At 55.0% G+C, this 19,923-nt stretch carries 14 protein-coding genes; 5 read left to right on the top strand and 9 right to left on the bottom strand.

Going from position 1 to position 19,923, the window contains the following annotated elements; genetic code table 11:
• The 4 genes from Q8902_14960 to Q8902_14975 form a co-directional block, all read right to left on the bottom strand.
• On the bottom strand, window positions 1-2,209 hold a 2,209-nt coding region (locus Q8902_14960), incomplete at its 3' end, for a hypothetical protein (protein ID MDP4200859.1).
• Between the two features lie 268 nt (window positions 2,210-2,477).
• A complete protein-coding gene (locus Q8902_14965; GenBank protein ID MDP4200860.1) occupies window positions 2,478-3,023 on the bottom strand; it encodes a spore maturation protein in 546 nt (181 codons plus the stop codon).
• On the bottom strand, window positions 3,023-4,057 hold the full coding sequence (locus Q8902_14970) for a nucleoside recognition domain-containing protein (protein ID MDP4200861.1): 1,035 nt from the start codon (window positions 4,055-4,057) through the stop codon (window positions 3,023-3,025). The genes Q8902_14965 and Q8902_14970 overlap by 1 nt, the downstream gene beginning before the upstream one ends.
• 82 nt (window positions 4,058-4,139) lie before the next feature.
• Window positions 4,140-5,714, bottom strand: a complete 1,575-nt coding sequence (locus Q8902_14975; protein MDP4200862.1) for an OmpA family protein — start codon at window positions 5,712-5,714, stop codon at window positions 4,140-4,142.
• Between the two features lie 169 nt (window positions 5,715-5,883).
• On the opposite strand from Q8902_14975, the gene Q8902_14980 reads away from it, so the two are divergent.
• Entirely contained in the window at window positions 5,884-8,067 is a 2,184-nt protein-coding gene (locus tag Q8902_14980) for a bi-domain-containing oxidoreductase (protein MDP4200863.1), read from the top strand.
• A gap of 39 nt (window positions 8,068-8,106) precedes the next feature.
• On the opposite strand, the gene mazG is transcribed toward Q8902_14980, so the two are convergent.
• Window positions 8,107-8,940, bottom strand: a complete 834-nt coding sequence (mazG, locus tag Q8902_14985) for a nucleoside triphosphate pyrophosphohydrolase (GenBank protein ID MDP4200864.1) — start codon at window positions 8,938-8,940, stop codon at window positions 8,107-8,109.
• Window positions 8,941-9,095: 155 nt separating this feature from the next.
• On the opposite strand from mazG, the gene Q8902_14990 reads away from it, so the two are divergent.
• The 4 genes from Q8902_14990 to Q8902_15005 all read left to right on the top strand — a co-directional run bounded on the left by Q8902_14990 (window position 9,096) and on the right by Q8902_15005 (window position 12,442).
• Entirely contained in the window at window positions 9,096-10,082 is a 987-nt protein-coding gene (locus Q8902_14990) for a hypothetical protein (protein ID MDP4200865.1), read from the top strand.
• 109 nt (window positions 10,083-10,191) lie between these two features.
• Window positions 10,192-11,277, top strand: a complete 1,086-nt coding sequence (gene aroF / locus Q8902_14995) for a 3-deoxy-7-phosphoheptulonate synthase (GenBank protein ID MDP4200866.1) — start codon at window positions 10,192-10,194, stop codon at window positions 11,275-11,277.
• 39 nt (window positions 11,278-11,316) lie between these two features.
• Complete coding sequence (locus Q8902_15000; protein MDP4200867.1) at window positions 11,317-11,727, top strand: CoA-binding protein; 411 nt, start codon at window positions 11,317-11,319, stop codon at window positions 11,725-11,727.
• Window position 11,728: 1 nt separating this feature from the next.
• Window positions 11,729-12,442: an RsmE family RNA methyltransferase gene (locus tag Q8902_15005; protein MDP4200868.1), complete on the top strand. Its 714-nt coding sequence runs from the start codon at window positions 11,729-11,731 to the stop codon at window positions 12,440-12,442.
• Between the two features lie 53 nt (window positions 12,443-12,495).
• Here the strand turns inward: Q8902_15005 and Q8902_15010 are convergent, their stop codons facing one another.
• The 4 genes from Q8902_15010 to Q8902_15025 all read right to left on the bottom strand — a co-directional run bounded on the left by Q8902_15010 (window position 12,496) and on the right by Q8902_15025 (window position 19,712).
• The gene (locus Q8902_15010) at window positions 12,496-13,074 is read right to left on the bottom strand and encodes a GNAT family N-acetyltransferase (GenBank protein MDP4200869.1); all 579 of its coding nucleotides are present in this window, start codon (window positions 13,072-13,074) and stop codon (window positions 12,496-12,498) included.
• A 3-nt stretch (window positions 13,075-13,077) separates the two neighbouring features.
• Window positions 13,078-14,538, bottom strand: coding sequence for a sigma-54 dependent transcriptional regulator (locus tag Q8902_15015; protein MDP4200870.1), 1,461 nt, complete (start codon window positions 14,536-14,538; stop codon window positions 13,078-13,080).
• Between the two features lie 298 nt (window positions 14,539-14,836).
• On the bottom strand, window positions 14,837-16,585 hold the full coding sequence (locus Q8902_15020) for a hypothetical protein (GenBank protein ID MDP4200871.1): 1,749 nt from the start codon (window positions 16,583-16,585) through the stop codon (window positions 14,837-14,839).
• A gap of 52 nt (window positions 16,586-16,637) precedes the next feature.
• Window positions 16,638-19,712, bottom strand: a complete 3,075-nt coding sequence (locus Q8902_15025; protein MDP4200872.1) for a hypothetical protein — start codon at window positions 19,710-19,712, stop codon at window positions 16,638-16,640.
• Window positions 19,713-19,923: the final 211 nt, after the last annotated feature.

Raw genomic sequence — 19,923 nt, forward strand, 5'->3', positions numbered from 1 at the left:
CATTGTTCTGACCGGTCGTGTTCGAGTACAACGCCTCGTAACCATAGCCCGAGTTATAGCTACCGGTCGTGTTGTTGTTCATGGCCATGTGACCAGATGCCGTATTGTTCTGGCCCGTCGTGTTGGCATAGAGCGCCTGGTGGCCGACGCCCGAATTGTTCGTACCGGTCGTGTTCGAGAACAGCGCCTCGAATCCAATGGCCGAGTTGAAGCTGCCGGTCGTGTTGTGGTACAATGCTTCGTGTCCGATCGCCGAGTTGTTCTGTCCCGTCGTGTTTGAGTTCAATGCCTCGTAGCCGTAGGCCGAGTTGAAGCTTCCGGTCGTGTTCGCGAGCATGGCTTGATGACCCATCGCCGTGTTGTTCACGCCGGTCGTGTTCGCCAGCAGCGCCTCGTAACCGAGTGCGGAGTTGAAGCTTCCGGTCGTGTTATGAAGCATCGCCTCGTGTCCAATGGCCGCGTTGTTCTGACCGGTCGTGTTCGAGAGCAGGGCCTGGTAGCCAAGGCTTGAGTTGAAGTTACCGGTCGTGTTGTTCTGCATGGCCTGATGGCCGATGGCGGTGTTGTTGACACCGGTCGTGTTCGCCAGCAGCGCCTCGTAGCCGAGGGCGGAGTTGAAGCTTCCGGTCGTGTTATGAAGCATCGCCTCGTGTCCGATGGCCGCATTGTTCTGACCGGTCGTGTTCGAGTACAACGCCTCGTAACCATAGCCAGAGTTATAGCTACCGGTCGTGTTGTTGTTCATGGCCATGTGGCCGGTAGCCGTATTGTTCTGGCCCGTCGTGTTGGCATAGAGCGCCTGGTGACCGAGACCGGTGTTGTTCGTGCCCGTGGTGTTCATCATCATGGCCTCGTATCCCATCGCGGAGTTGTAACTGCCGGTGGTATTATCGAGCAATGCTTCATGGCCGAGCGCGGTGTTGTTTTGACCGGTGGTGTTTGAATACAACGCCTGGTACCCCAGAGCGGAGTTATAGTTACCGGTTGTGTTGGAGTTCATGGCCATGTGGCCGATGGCGGAATTGTTCTGGCCGGTAGTGTTGGCGTAGAGCGCCTGGTGGCCAAGACCAGTGTTGTTCGCGCCGGTCGTATTCCCCAGGAGCGCTTCGTAGCCGAGTGCCGAGTTGTAGCTGCCGGTGGTGTTATGGAGCAAGGCTTCGTGGCCGAGCGCGGTATTATTCGTGCCGGTGGTGTTTGAATACAACGCCTGGTACCCCAGAGCGGAGTTATAGTTGCCGCTCGTGTTCGAGTAGAGAGAGTGGTTGCCAAGCGCCGTATTATTGACGCCGGTTGTGTTCTTATTTAAAGACGAGTGTCCCGCGGCGGTATTATTGGATCCGGTCGTATTTGAGGTGAGGGCACCGAACCCTAACGCGGCATTGTAGGCGCCAGTTGTGTTATTCAGGAGTATCTGGTATCCGAATCCGGTGTTATTGCCGCCTCCATACTCGATCAGACCCGATCTCTGATTATTGTTTTCAAAGATTTGAAAATTATTCCCCGGAGCAAGTTGAATGGTCGAGTAGAGATGAATGTCACCGTATACATAGACGGGACTGCTCGAGGAACCGAGATATGAATATCCTGTGACGGTCAACGCGCCGCTGATCGTCGTATTTCCCTGCACAGCGCCTCCACGGGCGCCCTCCAGCTCGGTCTGGCCCGATTTGAGGAGCAGAGTATTTGTCGCAGGATCCATCGCTGCCACGATGCCATCTCCGGTCTGGATGTTCACGCTTGCGCCGCGACCGGTAACGGTTTGACCGTTGACGGTCAGCGACTTGAGGTAGTCGGTCCCCATTTTCTCGGCCGTGATGGCACCGTCTGCAACGGTCATCGCGTAGGGTGCGCTCGCAACCGGCTCGGTGGCACGGACTTCAGCGCCGCCATCGATGACTGTTGCGACGAAGAGCGAGCCCTCGATCGCAGGAAGCGGTGCCTGGCTGCCCAGTTCGATCGAGAAGACGCCGCCAGTGGTGTTCGCATGGAAGTTATCCTCCCATGCGGGGGTCTGGGCGTCAGCGCTGCTGTAGAATCGGACAAGTACTGAGTGCATCCCGTCCGGAATCGCAGCGCCATCAGGGCCGGTGATTCGGCCCTGATAGCTGATGCGATGCGGTACATCGGCATGTCCGATTTGTTGGGCGTGGGCAGTTTGAGTTGCCCATAATGCTCCGCCAAGGAGCAAAGAGAACAGAAATTTTCTCATAAGATATGAAAGATAGAAAGGTTCGTGAGACGTGCAACAAACGCCACAGATCCAGGCGACAGAAGACCGGAATTCAGGGCGCCGAGAAAGAGCCAGGTAATTGGCAGATGCCAAGTCTGCTCCTCCCGTAGAACGGCCGCAAAAATATGCGATTCGGTTGATATTGGTGTACTAGGACACTACTAGTTCTGGAGATGGAGACCGGCAGAAATCGCGGCTGTCAGCAGAATATCCGGCAAATACCAAAGAGAGGGAGTTACCATCCGGCTCACGGCACGAGCCATCTGACCAGAATCACGCTCATAATCAGTGCGACGATATCCGAGAAGATACCGCCGAGCGCCGCGTGCCGCGTCCGCTTCACGCCGACCGAGCCAAAATACACTGCAAGCACATAGAATGTCGTCTCGTGGCTGCCCATCATCGCACCGGAAAGGCGGCCCATGAAGCTGTCCGGACCGTGTGATTTCATGATGTCAGTCATGAGTCCCAGCGAGCCGGAACCTGAAAGATTGCGTATGATGGCGAGCGGCAATAGTTCGCTCGGGAAATGAATCGCGTCGGTGACCGGACTAATCGCGGTCGTGAGAATATCCATCGCTCCACTCGCGCGGAACATGCCGATTGCGACGAGCATCGCCACTAAATACGGGATGATTCTCACCGCTGTTGTGAAGCCATCCTTCGCGCCTTCGACGAATTCCTCATAGACCTTGACTTTCCGGATCGCGGCCACCAGAACGATTGTGAAGACGATCAGCGGAATCGCTGCCGTCGAAAGGACTTTGGTGATGACGATGAACGTGCTTTCCATTACGCGGCCTCCGTCCCTTCTATCGCCCGCACCGGGAAGAACCGCTGAATGAACCGCGTAAACATCACCCCAAGAATCAAGCTCACTAACGTCGCCAAAAACGTCGGCATGATAATATCTGTGGGGTTCGAGCTACCCAGCGTCAGGCGAATCGCGATGACCGTTGCGGGCACGAGCGTGAGCGCCGTCGTATTGATCGTCAGGAACATGCACATCGCATTCGTTGCGGTGCCAGCCACGGGATTGAGTTTATTCAGCTCTTCCATTGCTTTGAGTCCGAGCGGCGTGGCAGCGTTCGAAAGTCCCAAGAAATTCGCCGTCATGTTCATCACCATCGCGCCCATGGCGGGATGATCGGGTGGCACATCGGGGAAGATGCGTGTCATGATTGGTCGCACGATCTTCGCCAACAGCAGCACCAGTCCCGCCGCTTCGGCGATCTTCATGATGCCAAGCCAGAGCGCCATGACGCCGATCAGTCCTAACGCGAGTGTAACTGCGGTGTCCGCGATCTTGAGAATGCCTTCGTTCGCAACCTTCGCAAGAATTCGAAAATGGACGGTGGGTAGTTGATAGCGGAAGGTTGATAGCGGAAAGTGGATCATTTGTTTTCCACTATCCACTATCAACCTTCCACTATCAACTATCGCCGCTTGCCCGATCAGCTTTGTGGCGTCTCCATTGGCGGCAGCAGCATCGACCATGACTGGCGGAGCATTCGCTGGCAGCGTCAGCGTGAGTGTGCCGGCGCTTGGATTGGTTTGCGATTGAATGAGATCGGCGGCAAACGCGACCGTATCGCCCTTCACAGCCTTGGCTTCGCTCGCGCCATAGAAGTGAGCGATCTCAGCCTTAGTCAGGAAGACGGTCCCCGCATAATGATTCGGACCCGCCGGTTTTAGCGCGCCCGGCGTAGCGGAAAGCGTGAGTGGCTCGCCATTCCGGAAGCGGTCGGTCGACTCTTCACTCACGTCGCGACCAACCGCGACGCAGATCGCGGCGGCAATAAGAAACAGCCAGATGTAATTAAGCACGTGCGAAAATACGACCAGAATGATAATGATCCAGGTAGGCCGATAAACTTACCTGGACCCCGCTCAAATTTCAATTCACTTGCTACTTACTCAGTACGACAAATTCGACGCGGCGATTCTCCGCCCGGCCTTCATCGGTCGAGTTATCCGCGATGGGTGACTCCTCACCGTAACCGTGTGTCTTGACCCTGGCCTTGGTGATGCCATTGCGTACCAGGTAATCGCGCACCGAATTCGCCCGCTTCTCGGAGAGTTGCCGGTTGTATTCCGGCGAGCCGACTGAATCGGTATACCCTGCGATCTCCACCTGCATCGTGGGTACGGCTTTCATCAGCTTAACCGCTCGATTCAGTTCAGGATACGACGAACTCTTAAGGTCCGAGGAATTGAAATCGAAGAAGACGAGCAGGCGCGTGCGGCCATTCGTTGTTTCGCTCAGCTTGATATCCGGATGGTTCGAAAGAATGCGGCCATCTTTATCCACTTCGAAATACGCTGTCCCGAAGAGATGGCCATTCGCATCCGCCGTGACAGAATACTTGCCTGGCGCCTTAACGCGCACGTTATAGCGACCATCGCCATCGGTCTTATCCGTAGCGACGACTTCGTTGCTGGTCAGATCGACCACGGTCATCGTGGCGTCAATCGGCTTTCCACTTTTCGCATCAGTCACGGTGCCGGTCAGTGCCACCTTGCCATCGGAGCCAACTTCACTCGTGGTGGCGCCCGATTCCGCATGGCTCTCGCCTTGGGAAGTTATGTTCGCCGTGTTTCCGCCGCCACCCCCAAATGGGAAACGAATGCCAACCGTCAGAGAGGCGTACCAGAGTTTCGGGTAGGTTATTGCTGGCAAGAAAAACGCGGATGCCATTGTATCCAGATGAGATCTGGCGTCACTCGTCAACCATTCGGTCAATGGAATGCTGAAAAGCAGCTCGACATCGAACATCGTACTTGACCCCGGATTGAGTGTGAATGCGGTTCCGGCGCCCAGTTGGACTGCGGCGCGACCACCCGCGAAGTAGTTCGTAGCACTAGAAGCCGGATGATCGAGCGAACTGACGGCGCTTCGGTCTCCGGTGCCGGAATAATAATATGTTGATCCGTCGGTGAGGTCCTGGTGAAGTGTGATCGAATTGCTCAGCAGTGTCGAAAGCTCGAATCCTCCAATGCCGTAGAACTGATCACTGAGCCGAAAATTGAGGAGCGCCGCAAGACTCAGGTTCGAGAGTGTCAGCGCATAGGAGTTCGATGAACTCGCGCTGGCAGTCACCTCATGGGTTGTCGGATCATGCGCAAGCACGACGTCCTGACTTTCGTCTCTGGATGTATGATTGGTTAGAAGGCGGAGCTTAGCGGCAAGATCGAGATTCTCGCCAAGCGGAACTGCGATTTTGCCCCCGAGCAGAAGTCCGACGCCAGAACCGAGATTTTCGAGAGGCATATAGGCCTGAATAAAATGTGTCGGATCGGGACTTAAGGGATCAATCTCATTCGGATCCTCAATATGCCAGATGAAATTCTGATTTCCTATGTACGATGAACCCGTGAGCCCAAGATCGAACCCCCAGTAACTATGTCCGGTAATACTGTTAGTTTGCGCGTGAACGCACAGCGGAATGAGCAGCAACAACGCGATTGAAAGAAGGCGAGACAAGGAAATTTGCATATTGACGTTAAATGATTTGAGTGCAAATATAACTTAATATGGTGATGAAGTGTAGAGTATGCCTCGGGAACCCGGGACGAACTGCCCGCAGCAAGCGTTTTATCCCTGCAAGAAATTGGCCTGCTGGCGTGCACATCGATAACCCTGAGATCTACCCTTGAAACAACTGCTCCAATCCCTCCGCTCTGGCGCGATCACAATTAATGATGTGCCAGTCCCCACCGAGCCAAAGCGCGCCGGTGTCATCGTTCGCGTCCATACCAGCCTTATCTCCGCCGGAACGGAGAAGATGAAGGTCGATCTCGCGCGGGCCTCGCTTATCGATAAAGCTCGCAAGCGTCCCGATGATGTCAAGAAGGTCCTGGCTGAAGTCAAGCAGCAAGGCTTTTGGAAGACCTATCAGCGGGTGATGAACAAGCTCGACACGCCGGGCCCGCTGGGATATTCGTGCGCCGGAGAAGTTATCGCTGTGAGCGAGGACGTGGATGATCTGAAGCCGGGCGATCGCGTTGCCTGCGGCGGACAAGGCGCGAGCCATGCAGAAGTTGTCGGCGTGCTCCGCAATTTGTGCGTGAAGCTTCCGGACAATGTTCCGTTTGTGTCCGCATGCTTCACGACGCTTGGCGCGATTGCTATGCAAGGCCTCCGCCAAGCGAATGTGACATTTGGCGAGTCGGTCGTCGTGATTGGGCTTGGACTGGTCGGTCAGCTTGCATGCGCGATTGCTAAAGCAGCCGGATGCGTAACGATCGGTGTCGATCTGGATGATCACCACGTCGAAATCGCACGCAAGCACACAGCACACCATGCGTTTAACCGAGGTCAAGCCGGACTCGCCGGTACAATCAAGCAGCTTACCAGCGGACACGGCGCGGACACTGTGATTATCTGTGCCGCAACAAGTTCGAACGATCCGATCACCTTCAGTGCCGAGATCGCCCGTGACCGCGCGCGCATTATCATGGTCGGCGTGAGCGATATTCAGATTCCGCGTGATGCTTATTTCGTAAAGGAGTTGGAGTTCCGGCTTTCGCGCTCGTACGGTCCGGGACGCTACGATCACAATTACGAAGAGAAGGGGATCGACCTTCCAATCGGCTACGTGCGCTGGACCGAGCGCCGCAACATGCAGGAATTTGTCCGGCTACTCGGCGAAGGACAAATCGACACCGCTGCAATCACCACACACACGTTCCCCATCGAGCGCGCCGAAGATGCTTACTCCATCATCGCCGGCGAACGCAAGGAGCGGTATTTGGGGATGGTGCTGACCTATCCGGCGCCAATTACGAATTACGAATTACGAATTACGAATGAAGTTGCACCGAAAGCTGAGTCCCAATTCCTCAATCATAACTCGTCATTCATAATTCAAGTGGGTTTTATCGGCGCCGGCAACTTCGCGCAAGGATTCCTGCTGCCTACGCTCAAAGAGAACGCCAAGCTGGTTGCTGTTGCGAATCAATCCGGCGCGAGCGCAATGGATGCGCAAAAGAAGTTTGGCTTCGAGCGCATGACAACTTCCGCCGATGAAGTTATCGCGGCCAGTGACGTCAACACGATCTTTATCGCAACGCGTCACGGTGATCATGCTCGGCTGGCTGCGGATGCGCTCCGGGCTGGAAAGAATGTATTTGTCGAGAAACCGATGGCGGTGACGATGGAGCAATTGCAGTTGGTCGCGAAGGCCTACGAAGACGCGCGCAAATCTGCCGAAGTGAAATTCATGGTTGGCTTTAATCGTAGGTTCTCATCGCTTGTTGGGAAGACCAAGACGTTCTTCGATGATCTCTCGCCAAAGATGATTTTCTATCGTGTGAACGCTGGACCACTTCCGCGCTCGCACTGGACGCAGGACGAAACCGAAGGCGGTGGACGAATCATCGGCGAGGGCTGCCACTTCATTGATACTGCGACTTACCTCGTGGGTGATGCCGCGCCGCGCTCGGTCTTCGCAAAATCTATTTCGACAGGTCGCGCAGACTCCGTCGATCTCGATACAGTCTCCATCACAATCGACTACGAGGATGGCTCGGTTGCGAGCATCCTGTATCTCGCCAATGGCGATAAATCGCTTCCGAAGGAAGAGATACAGGTCTTCTCGAATGGCCGCACCGCAATTATGAAGAATTTTACGGAGCTTGAACTCTGGGACGGCTCCGGCAAACCCAAGACTGAGTCCGGCTCTGGCAAAGGCCACGCAGAGGAAGTCAAGGCCTTTCTTGCCAGTTTCACACGATCAGGAGAAGGCCCGATCCCGTTCGATTCGCTGCTGGCGACGACACTCGTCACTTTCGCTGCTCGGGAATCGCTAGCGACCGGTGAAGTGGTGCGGTTTTAGGCCAAAAGCTGAAGGACGAGTCCGACCGATTCGGGTACGTCAAACCATGTGCTTCACCCGATCCCAAATGGCATCCAGTTCGGCAAGTGTGAAGTCGGCCATGGGTCGGCCAGAGGCCTCGACTTCGGATTCAACCATTCGGAATCGGCGCTCGAATTTCTTGGTGGCTTCACGCAAGGCATGCTCGGGGTCCATCCCTTCGTGGCGGGCGAGATTGACAAGCGAAAACAGCAGGTCACCGAACTCCTCCTGCTTTCGGTTATCCACTTTTGCGAGTTCATCTTCGAACTCGAAGACCTCCTCCCGTACTTTTTCCCATACACTATCGGAATCTGGCCAGTCGAATCCGACTTTGGCAGCTCGCTCCTGGGTCCGGGTGGCTTTTTGTAAGGCCGGAAGGGCGTGCGGGATTCCGTCCAAAACGCTGGTTCTGCCCTTTTCGGCGCGTTTTAGCTGTTCCCAGTTGCGGCTTACGTGCTCGGCACCGGTAACCTGAGTATCCCCAAACACATGCGGATGGCGGTAAATGAGCTTATCGGCCTCGGTGCGGAGGACCTGTTCCAGGGTGAAATGGCCCTCTTCCCGGGCAAGTTCCGAGTGGAATAGGATGTGTAATAACATATCTCCGAGTTCTTTTTTTAGTTCAGTGTAGTCTCCTGTGACTATCCCGTGCTCGATCGCTTCGAGGGTCTCATAGGCTTCTTCGATGAGCATAGGCCGGAGCGAGGCATGCGTCTGTTCACGGTCCCAGGGACACTCCAGACGAAGGCGGCGGAGGATCTGTATGAATTCGGTGAGTGCCGCGAGGGCAGCCTCATCGCTGGCAATGAGATTATCGCTGGGGGACTGAGAAGGAGCATTTTGGCGATTCATGGCGTGCTCCAACACGAGGAGCAGTAAGCCAGTGTCATGGGGTGTGATTGGCGACCCGATGATGCACGCAAAGTTTTGAAAAATACGAGATCGCACTGTGGTCATTATTCCACAATGCGGACCATTTAGAGACAAAACGGAGTAAAGAGACTATCATGGCAAATCCAGAAACCGCCGCAACTGTGCGGCCTGCAAAAGTAGCCACCAAGCCGCTCGTTGCACATAAGACCAAGAAGCCGAGCGCAATGCCCGTATTTCTGCTGTCGATTGTCGGCGGGCTGGCAGTACATCTGCTTTTTTGCCTTGCACTGCAAGGCCTAGGCGATGGCATTCGGTGGCACCCGTTCGGTATCGATTCGGACGTGCACTTTGGCGAGCAGCAGTTCTTCGTACAGCCGCCCCTGGCGTTCATCCCGTTCGACATATTATTCGGATTTATCTTTGCGACGGCGGTTGGCTTTATCATTCGTTTGCCCTTCTTCCGCGATCGCGTGTATCACACGCTGATGGAGATCAAGAAGCGCCTTCAGCTCCAGCTTTCGGCGAGCGCCGAGGAAGTGGAGTCTATCCTCCGCAACGACCCGGAAAACACGGCCCGCGTTTTGGCACGCCGCACCGATATCAACTTGGATAGCGTCCAATTGGAAATTGGAGCAATCAATGGAGCGACAGCGTATTTGGCTGGCAAAGGCTCGTGGCTATCCGGCATCGGCACCTATATGCGGTTCCACTTTACAGAAGAGTATTCCAATATGGTGACTGGTATGGCGTATGGCGGTGCGGCATTCCTGATCTTTGTGGTCGGTATTCGTGGATTAAAATTCATCCCTGCGACGAAGCCGAGTTTCATTCTCTTCGCGCTCGGTATCGAGTTTTCGATGTTGACATTGCTCGCGATCACGATGGTCTTTACTGTCGAGGAAGAGCGGACGGATCGAATTCTTCGCCAGATGGTCGATGCTGTCAAGGGTCCGAAGAAGGCGCTTGCCGAGCCAGAGCCAGTGCCGGAGCTTCAGCTCACCCGTGGCGATTACGAGCGCATCGTTCGCGAGCAAATGGACAAGCAAATTGTCAAGGTCCTTTCAGACAAGGACGACGACGCGATGCGTCGGCTGGCACTCGATTTGGTCGCCAAAGGCTAAGCATTCTCAGCGTGAGTCTTTAGTAAGGGCCGGAAGTGGAAACACTTTCGGCCTTTTTATTCTCTGTGATCGGCACCTGACAACCGTCTATTCTTGTTAGCGCGCATCCATGATCATTGTCATGCAACGCGGGGCTTCAGAAGCCCACATTCAGCAGATTTCGAAATTCCTCACCAGCCGTGGCATCCGTGCCGAGCGGTTGGATGGGCAGGAACAGACTGTTTTCGGCATTGTCGGAAAGAGTGGCGGGTACGATCTAGCCTCGATGGCCGCTATGCCAGGCGTCCAGGAAGTGGTTCGTGTTTCGACGCCGTTCCGGCTAGCGGCTCGTTCCGGGCATCCGGAGGATACCGTCATTACCATGCCGGACGGAACCCGGATTGGCGGCAATGCACCTTCGGTCATGATCGCGGGGCCTTGCTCGGTCGAGGGCTACGACCAACTTCGGCGCACGGCAGAATTCGTGCGCAATCTTGGCGTGCGGTTTCTTCGTGGCGGGGCATTCAAGCCGCGCACCTCGCCGTATAGCTTTCAGGGACTTGGCTTCGATGGACTCGAGCTTCTCAAGAAGATCGGCGAGGAATTCGGTCTCTTCATCGTGACTGAAGTCATGGAGCCAGCTCATGTTCCAGCGGTTGCTGAGTTCGCTGATGTATTGCAGTGTGGCTCTCGCAACATGCAGAATTATCCGCTCCTGCGTCAACTTGGCAATATCCGCAAGCCCGTGATGCTCAAGCGAGGTGCGGGATCCACCATCGAGGAATGGCTGATGGCCTCCGAATATATTCTGGCCGGCGGCAATGGAAATGTCGTGCTGTGCGAGCGCGGTATTCGCACGTTCGAGCCATCGCTCCGATTCACAGCAGATATCGCAGCGGTTCCGGTTGTCAAAAAGCTATCCCATTTGCCCGTCATCGTCGATCCATCGCACGCTACCGGGCAGCGCGAATTTGTCGGAAGCATTGCTCGTGCCGCTCTGGCGGCGGGCTCCGATGGCTTGATGGTCGAAGTCCACCACGATCCCGATCGTTCGCTTTCGGATGGCGCTCAGTCGCTGACATTCGAGCAGTTCGAGGAGTTGATGGGCGAACTGGTCCGCGTCGGGGATGCTGTGAACCGGCCGCTCCTAGTCGAGCCCTTCAACCGGATTGTGAATAATGGAGAGCGGAGAGTGGAGAACGAGAAGCCGGCATAGTTCATACTATCGACTATCCGTTATCAACTATCCACTCCGGTGACCATTCCCGAACTGTTGCACACTTCCAAGACGATCGCTATCGTCGGAATTTCGGATGATCTCACCAGACCAAGCTCGGAGGTTGCCGGAGCTTTGATGCGTCGTGGGTTTACGATTATCCCGGTCAATCCACGACTGAAGGAGTGGCACGGTATTCCCGCCTACCCCTATGTTTCGCAAATCCCGGAGGATATTGCCATTGACATCGTAGACATCTTTCGGCGTAGTGAATTCACCCCCGATACTGTCCGCGATGTCCTGAAGCGCAGGAACAAACCGCGTTGCATTTGGCTGCAGCAAGAAATTGTAAATGCCGAGTCGCGCAAACTTGCCGAGGATGCTGGCATCTTTTACGTCGAAGATCGCTGCACGGCAGTTGATGCGGCACTGGCACGCGTGAAGGTCTAGCATGGAAAGCCTCATCGTTGTGCCCGATGATGTCGATCGTCTCAGAAACGAACTCATCCTTCGCGGGGATGAAGCGCACCATGCGCTCAAGTCACTTCGGCTTCGGCCCGGTGATGCACTGCTTGCCACCGATCTCGAAGGCATCTGCTACGAATGCCAACTGACAGGCGAACAGGATAAGAACGCGCTCTGCTCGATTCAAAAAGTCCTGCCAAACTTCGGCGAGCCATCACGTGATGTCTTGCTCATCCAAGCGATGATCGCCCAACCGGCCCGCTGGGAATTCCTACTCGAGAAAGCCACCGAACTCGGTGTCTCGCAGATTCAACCCATCATAACGGAGCGGACCGAACAGCGGCACCTGCGCCGCGACCGATCCGAACGCATTCTGCGAGCGGCCGTGAAACAGACCAAGCGATCGCGATTGCCAACGCTTCTGATGCCGGATGACAATGAACTCGGCTCATTTGAGGATGCGCTCCAATCGGCTCGTCAAGCCGGACGAGAAATCATTCTGCTTCACGATGAAGCAGTCGAAGCTCTCGGTACTGCTTCGACTTCGTCCATTGCTATCGTCGTGGGTCCTGAAGGTGGGTTTACAGATGCCGAGCTTCGCGTTGCTCTCGATCGAGGTGCACGACTCGCCTCACTTGGCTCGCGCCGTCTGCGGGCGGAGACCGCTGCCATCGCCGCGCTGGCGATATTATCAGTTTAGGGGCAAGCTCCAGCTTGCCCTTTGCGGGATGCAGGGCGAGCTGGAGCTCGCCCCTACACTACTTTGACAATCCCATAGATCTTGATGCTCACAAACTTTCCGCGCCGAAGCTCATAGTCAGTCAGCGTCGCTTCGTGCGTCATGCCGCAGCGCTCCATGACACGTGCCGATCGCTCGTTGTCAAGATCGCAGGTTGCCTGCACGCGATGCATGCCCATCTCGTCGAATGCAAAACGGATGAGTTCATTGGCAGCCTCGGTCATGTAGCCTTTGCCCCAGCGGGACCGATTGAGAATATAGCCGATCTCCAACCGGTGATGATCCGGCGCGAAATGATGCATCCCGCACGTGCCGATGAGCGTCCCATTCTCTTTCAGCACGATCCCGAATTCGATTCGCGTGCGTGCGGCAAAATCCCTTGGACAGCTCTCGATAAATGGAATCGTCTCATCCACCGAGCGATGTGTCGGGAAGACCATGTATTGCGTTGCTTCCGGGTCGCTCGCATATTCGAAGATCGCGACTTGATCGGCCATCGTGATCTCGCGCAGCACGAGACGCTCGGTTTCGAGCCTGGGATGCACCTCGAAGAACCGGGAGAGGTCGAGCGGAGGGAGGCCCGTAGATGGCATCCGTTACACCGCTGCTTCTGCTTCGACGGGCGTGGCCTGGCCGTCTTTGGTTTCGATCTTGTAGAGTTCGATCAGCCGGTACATGGTCGAGCGGCTGATGGCGAGCCGCTGCGCGGTATCGCTCAGGTTCTCTTTGCAGACTTTCCAGGCATGTTCGACAGCCATCTTGCGCAAATCATCGAGCGGGAGCACTTCGTGGTTCTTGGCAGGATCGAAAAAGTCGCGTGCTCGGATTTCGCCTTCAACGGGAATTTCGCTGTACTCGCGAATGGCCATCGGAAGATCTTCGAGGTGGATCGCATCGCCCTCGGCAATGAGTACAGCACGCTCGATGGTACTCTCGAGTTCGCGAATGTTACCGGGCCAGGGGTAAGCCATCATGGCTTCGATGGCCGCATGCGAGATCGCATGGATGTTCAGTCCGCGCCGGTCGTTAAATCGCTTCAGGAATGACTCGGCCAGCAGTAGAATATCACCCTTGCGCTCGGCCAGACGCGGCAAGGTGATTGGGAATGTCGCGATGCGATAATAGAGATCCTCGCGGAAGCGCTTGGCCGCGATGGCTTCGCGAAGATCGTTGTTCGTCGCACAGATAATTCGGACATCGACGCGAACGGCCTCGGTGCCGCCGACGCGCTCGAACTCGCGCTCTTGGATCGCGCGCAGAAGCTTCGCCTGAAGCATCAACTCCATGTCGCCGATCTCATCGAGGAACAGCGTACCGCCGTTGGCGGCTTCGAACTTTCCGATCTTTCGCCCGATCGCGCCAGTGAAGCTTCCTTTTTCGTGACCGAAGAGTTCGCTTTCCAGCAACTCGTGCGGGATAGCCGCGCAATTGATGACCTGAAACGGTCCATCGCGGCGCTCGCTGTTCGCATGCAAGGCGCGCGCGACGAGTTCTTTGCCAGTACCGGAATCACCGAACACGCAGACGGTGATGTCACTCGTGCAGGCTTTGCGCATGAGCTTGAACACGTCATGCATCCTCGGATCGCTGGAGATGATATTCGAAAAATCGTAGCGGTTGTTCAGCTCCGCCCGGAGTGCGCGCAGTTTCTCGTGGAAGCTGTGTGTCTGCAACGCATTCCGAATGATGACTTGCAGCCGCTCGGTGTCGATCGGTTTTGTCAGATAATCATACGCACCGGCCTTGAGCGATTCCACGGCAACGGAGACGCTCTCCTGCGCGCTGATCATTACGATCGGCAGATGCTCGTCGGCGCTTCGCATGGCGCGCAGCACATCGATGCCATGGATGTCCGGCAGATTAATATCGAGCAGGACCAGCCGCGGCTTTTTTTCGCGCATCGCGACGATTCCTGCCTCACCGGAATACGCGACGATCGTAGGATAATCCCACACGTCATGGACCCAGTGATTGACGAGGTCCGCGACGAACGGTTCATCGTCGACAATCAGGATGGGAGCGGCTTGCTCTTCGGCGGAGGTCAACGCTGGGGGCATCTGGCCGGGGGCCGACGCTCCGAAACCAGTGGCAACCGTCGCTGAATTTAGCGAATTAACAAGAGTTGATGGCGCGGTGGCAGACCGCTGGTTCATAGTCGATTTCATGCAAACAAGTCGCGTATGCGTGGCATAGTAACGGTCAGAACCGCTCTCATGTGAGCCCGAACGTGGCTCAGGACACTAATCCTAAACTGAGACATTAATCCGGCTTTGACACAACAACAGAGCGGCTGCAGTTCAAAATCGGTCAATGACAATACTGTAATGTATCATTGTGAGAATATGGTTCCGAGCGCTAGCGGGCGACCGTAATGCTCCGGGTTTGGACATAACCATTGGATGAACAGCGGAGATAGTAGATGCCAGATGGGAGCGGTGCAACATCGATCGACCACCCCCCGCCCCCTCCTTGAAAAGGAGGGGGAGTGTTAAATGTGCCGCGCGCGCGTTCCGTCCCGATCATGTCGTACAGCCGGTACTCGATAGAAGAACCCGCTTCGCCCGCAAAAGCTACAGCGACCTCACTCTGCGCTGGATTGGGCACGACGCTTACGATCTCGAACGGCGACTGGCCCGACATGGTGCGCAGAAGTATCGGGTCGTTGCAGTTTGTTAGATCGAAATCAATTTCGACCGAGTCCGGCCCTGCAATGGCGGCCACATTATCTCCACAGATGGCCGGGTGGGAAGGGTAGAAATGGATGCTGTCAAGATAAATTTTTGCAAACGAGTTTTCGAGTGCAGTACCGAAACTCAATGCCAACAATTGTGAGCGAAGCGGCTGTTGGTCGCTGATAATCCAAAGATCGAGAGTACCTGACGCTGAGCTTGAATCCAAAACCCGCCAGCCGGGCGGAAGCATAACATTACGCAAATCGAACGCATCGTCAAAATGGAGGGCAAAGTGCACCGTATTAAAACCGAGAAGAGAATCGCGCTGCATGGTGTAAAATACGGTCACAGTATCTCCTGCCACTTTCAAGGCTGAAGAAGCGCTTACGGTCACTTGCGGTGCAGGCGGACTGCTCAAGCGATAACGCCAGACTTTACTGGGATTATTTCCGCCTGGCAAATTATTAAGACCATCTCCGGCATAGATATAGTCATCGCTGATCCAAAATCGCACATCAGTAAAGGCAGATGGACCGCCTATGGAATGCCATGACACGCCGGTATCGGCTGACATAAGAATACCTTTATAATGCGTTTGGACATAGAGATTGCCACACTTGTCGGCCCTGATGCACCCAGAGAGAACGACGGTAGAATCATTTGTAAATGGCGGGGCAAGAGCGTTGATGATCCTCCAAGTCTTGCCACCGTCGTCGGATCGAGAGACCCTATTCATCGATTCGGAAGCCGCAAAGAATGTGGAGGTTCCCGGGAAACAGGCAGGCTGCCAGCATTCGTCCGAAAAACCGGATTCGGCCCACGTTACCCCACCATCGGTCGTATAGAGCGCAACGCTGGGAGGGTACTGATTCACTGCAGTGACGACACCATTTAATCCAGAAAATGCAAAGCCACCATGCAACCGCCCGAACATTGTCCAAGTGAGCCCGCTATCGGATGATGCGCGGACATTCGAATCAATATTCGAAAGCTGCCAAAACGAGGAAAGCAGTCGCTTGGAATCAGTGTCGAAGTAAATTGCGACATTGCTTTCACCGCCTCCATTGGCAGGCCCTAACGGTGTCCAGAAAAGTCCTGCATCCGTCGTCTTGCGAATAAAATTGTAATCCGCTAGCCAACCTGTGTGCCCGTCTTCAAACGTGAAGTCCTCTACTCCGTAGTTGAGTGGGAATCCTTCGAAGGGGAGCCTAACGCCGTGCCAGTTCAAGCCGCCATCGGATGTTCGCCAAAGAGAAGTCGAGTCGGAACCTACTGCAAGAGTACTTACAAAACCAATTTCGGGTCTGCCGACCTGGTCCATAAAATATACCGAGACGATCTGGTATGGAAAGTCCCCAATTGCTTCCCATTGCGCATTCGATGAACATGGGAGCAGTGTTATGAAGGATGCCACGATCACCTTCTTCAGCATAGAGAAACCGGAGAGACGGAAGCGCCTCCCCGGTATTGTGATACCACGATATTTATCGAGCAACCACATGGAATTGGAATCCAAAATCGAAAAGATGCGGGGCGGGAGAGATGCTGTCCCACATGTTGACCGTAAAGACGCCCGCGGTCAAGGTACTCACGGTGATCCACCCTGGAGCCATTGCGCTTGCGATACAAGAGATTGTAGCAACACAGGCCGCATCGTCGTTCGTGAAAGTATGAAATGAGCCGTCTGCATTTTTGACGTTACCCGTCAGAATGATTTGATAGCTCCCCGTCCCGATCTTCGTAACTACGCAGCCGATCCCATCCGCCTTTGTAGGCGCGCCAGCTATCACACTACCCCATGCGATGAGGGTGTTGTTGGCGTATATCGTCCCCATGGTCGATTGATTTGGGCCTGGGCCGGGGACACCAAGGTTTTGGGTCGCCGTCGCGGCTCCACTATCAGAGATCGAGAACGCGTTGCCCCTATTCGCCGCCGACCCGTTGCCGATCGAGAGCAAGTCGGAAGGCGATGGACTATTGAAATGGCCGAGGGCTGTTTGCCCGTACCCGTTCGCGATTAAGCTATCACCGCCGGGTATGGCCGCGTAGATGCCTCCAACGGTGATCGTATTATTGTGACCGCCACCGATGGTCCCAAAGATGCCCCATGTCTGGTTCGAATCGCCCCCGGCAATTGTGTTGTACTGCGCAGAACTATTGAACGTTGGATGTTCTATGATATTGTATCTTCCTCCACCAATCGTAGACCAATCGCCAGCATCGTAAATTCGATTCAGTTGGCCGCCAGCGATAGTCGTATATGGACTTGCTGTTATATTCGTGCTGCCACCTCCAATCGCGCTATGATCCGAAAATACCCTATTCGTGTCGCCACCCGCAATGACGGAATGATCGGCCATGATACCAACATAATTAGACTGTCCGCCGCCGATGACCGATGCCCCAGCGTTCGCGTCTATGACATTAATATACCCGCCCGCGATCGTCGAATATCCGTTGGTATCCGGTAGAATCTTATTGGAGTACCCTCCGGAAACGACGCCACCGATGGCCTGAATCGAATCGTTCTGCCCACCTGCTATTACGGCATAACTTGCATCGTCGGTCAATATGTTTTCGCCTCCTCCGCCGATGGCGCCACCTATCGATTGTACCGTATTGTGGATGCCGCCAGAAATCGTCGATGTTTGACAGAAGGTATCGACCGTGTTTTCGATGCCCCCCGCAATGACCGAATGATAGGCCCACGGACCGATCGTATTGTTCCATCCGCCCCCGATGGCGCCACCACTGCCAAATACTGCGTTTTTGAATCCCCCCAGGATGGATGCCGTTCCTGCATAATCGCTATCCGTTTGAATCCAATTACCCGCCCCACCAGCGATCACGCTGCTGTTGGCAAAGGCTCCAATCTTATTGGGGGACGCAATCGAACCGCCGCTCAATATCGCCGCTCCGCTGAGTCCCGGCGCAATGGTATCCGCGCTCGAACCACCAATAATATTCGGCGAGGTCGCCCCCTCTTCGAAGCGCATGACGCGTTGGTTGCCGCCGGTTGATGTGGCGCTATTATTGACATGAATCTCGAATGCTTGTTTGTCCTGAGTTCCGATATAGTTTGGCCCCGCCGATGTGCCGACGTTCCCGCTAAGACCCCAGTAGTTGTCACTATCAACACCGCCTCCGCCGCCACCGGTGCCGGTGTCTGTAGCCCACGCTAATGATACAAACGATCCACTTACGGAATTTGCCTTCAGAACTTGTCCGGTTAATGGCAGTGTAAGCGGGAGTGTATAAACAATATTGGTGCTCTGAAGTCCGGCTTTGAACGCGGTGTAATTCGGCCACGCATACGTTCGGCTTGTGTTCGGCTCATAAAAGCGAATCTCACGAGCCACGCTATCGACATTCCCAATCCAAAGATTCACGTTGCCCAAATAACCAATCCCCTGAAAAGCGGAGAGATCGGTAAGCAATGCGATGTTAGGAATGGTACCATCCCTACTTCCTGAGTGTAAGGAGTCATCCCCATTAAATCCGAAAGAGAAACCTCCCAATGTAAGCGAGGTACCGCCTGGAATTGCGGTTCCGATTCCGAGGGCGGTATTGTTCGCGCCGCCACTAATGGTCGAATGCCAAGAATTGGCATCGCCAATGTCAGATCCGACCCAGTTCCCCTCACCTCCAGCGACAACGTCATCGTCTCCAAATGCCTTATTATCAAGGCCGCCAGAAACGACAGCCGCGAACTCTGTCGCCTCATTCTGGGACCCGGCCGTTACTGCCGCGTTTCCACCTGATGCGCTGTTGCCCCCGCTCTGAGAAGCGGCCCACTTCGGGATGACAGTCCCGCCCACCGTGGCCGTACCACCATTTAGGAAGGGCAACGCATTGGTCACATCTGCCAATAGATCGACGGCACTATATGATGGGGGCTTTGTTCCGTGAAGGACGGTGGTCGCTGTCCCGGTTGCATAGCCGTTAACGACCAGAGAAGCGTCTGTGAGGGCTATGAAGTCCGTAATTCCTTGAGTTCGCGATCCTTTCTGTCTCAAGGTTGTAGCCGAACCCTTCAGCAGCAGCGTCTGAGTGGCATCGTCGAAAGCCATTTGCAGGCCGCCGCCAGCTTCAATATTAAGTGTCGTTCCCTTGCCCGTCACCTTCTGGCCGTTGACACTGATCGACCTAACGTAATCCGTCGCGAGCTTCGCTGATGTGATGGAGCTATCAGCAACATTCAGCGCCATCGGAACAGCGGTGAGCCGCGTTCGCACACCGGGCGGTGTGCCGTTAACTGCGACCGAGACCCAAAGCGATTTGTCCATAGTGGTTGCTGGCGGCAACGGTTTAGCAGCGCCTAACCCCAAATTGAACACACCTTGTGTCACTTGAGTCACGTATTCATCCGACCAAATCTGACTGCCGCCAGTTTCGGCGGTCCAGAGCGAAACAGCAATATGGAACGACCCGTCTCCCAGCGAGCCATCCGAATTCGTGATTGTGCCTTGATAGCTAATAATCGGGCCACCGCTGGACTGCGCATGGGCCGTGTGACTCAAGAACAACGAAACGAGCAATAGCACACAGAGTCTTTTCATAGGATTTCCTCCTAATTATTGGGTTAGAGCGTTTGACCTCCATGAGACGAACCCTTTGACAAGAACAACTCGGCAAAGAGCACCTTGTTACAGGCTTTTCGACAAAACTTGTCGTCAACGGTACAAAGATACAAAGAAAAGCGAGCAACTATCAATAATCTTGACATAGACTTTCGCTTCTACTGTCATAACTTGCGGTGTGGCTCTCCTC

The organism is Bacteroidota bacterium (assembly GCA_030706745.1).
Lineage (GTDB): Bacteria > Bacteroidota > Ignavibacteria > Palsa-1295 > Palsa-1295 > PALSA-1295.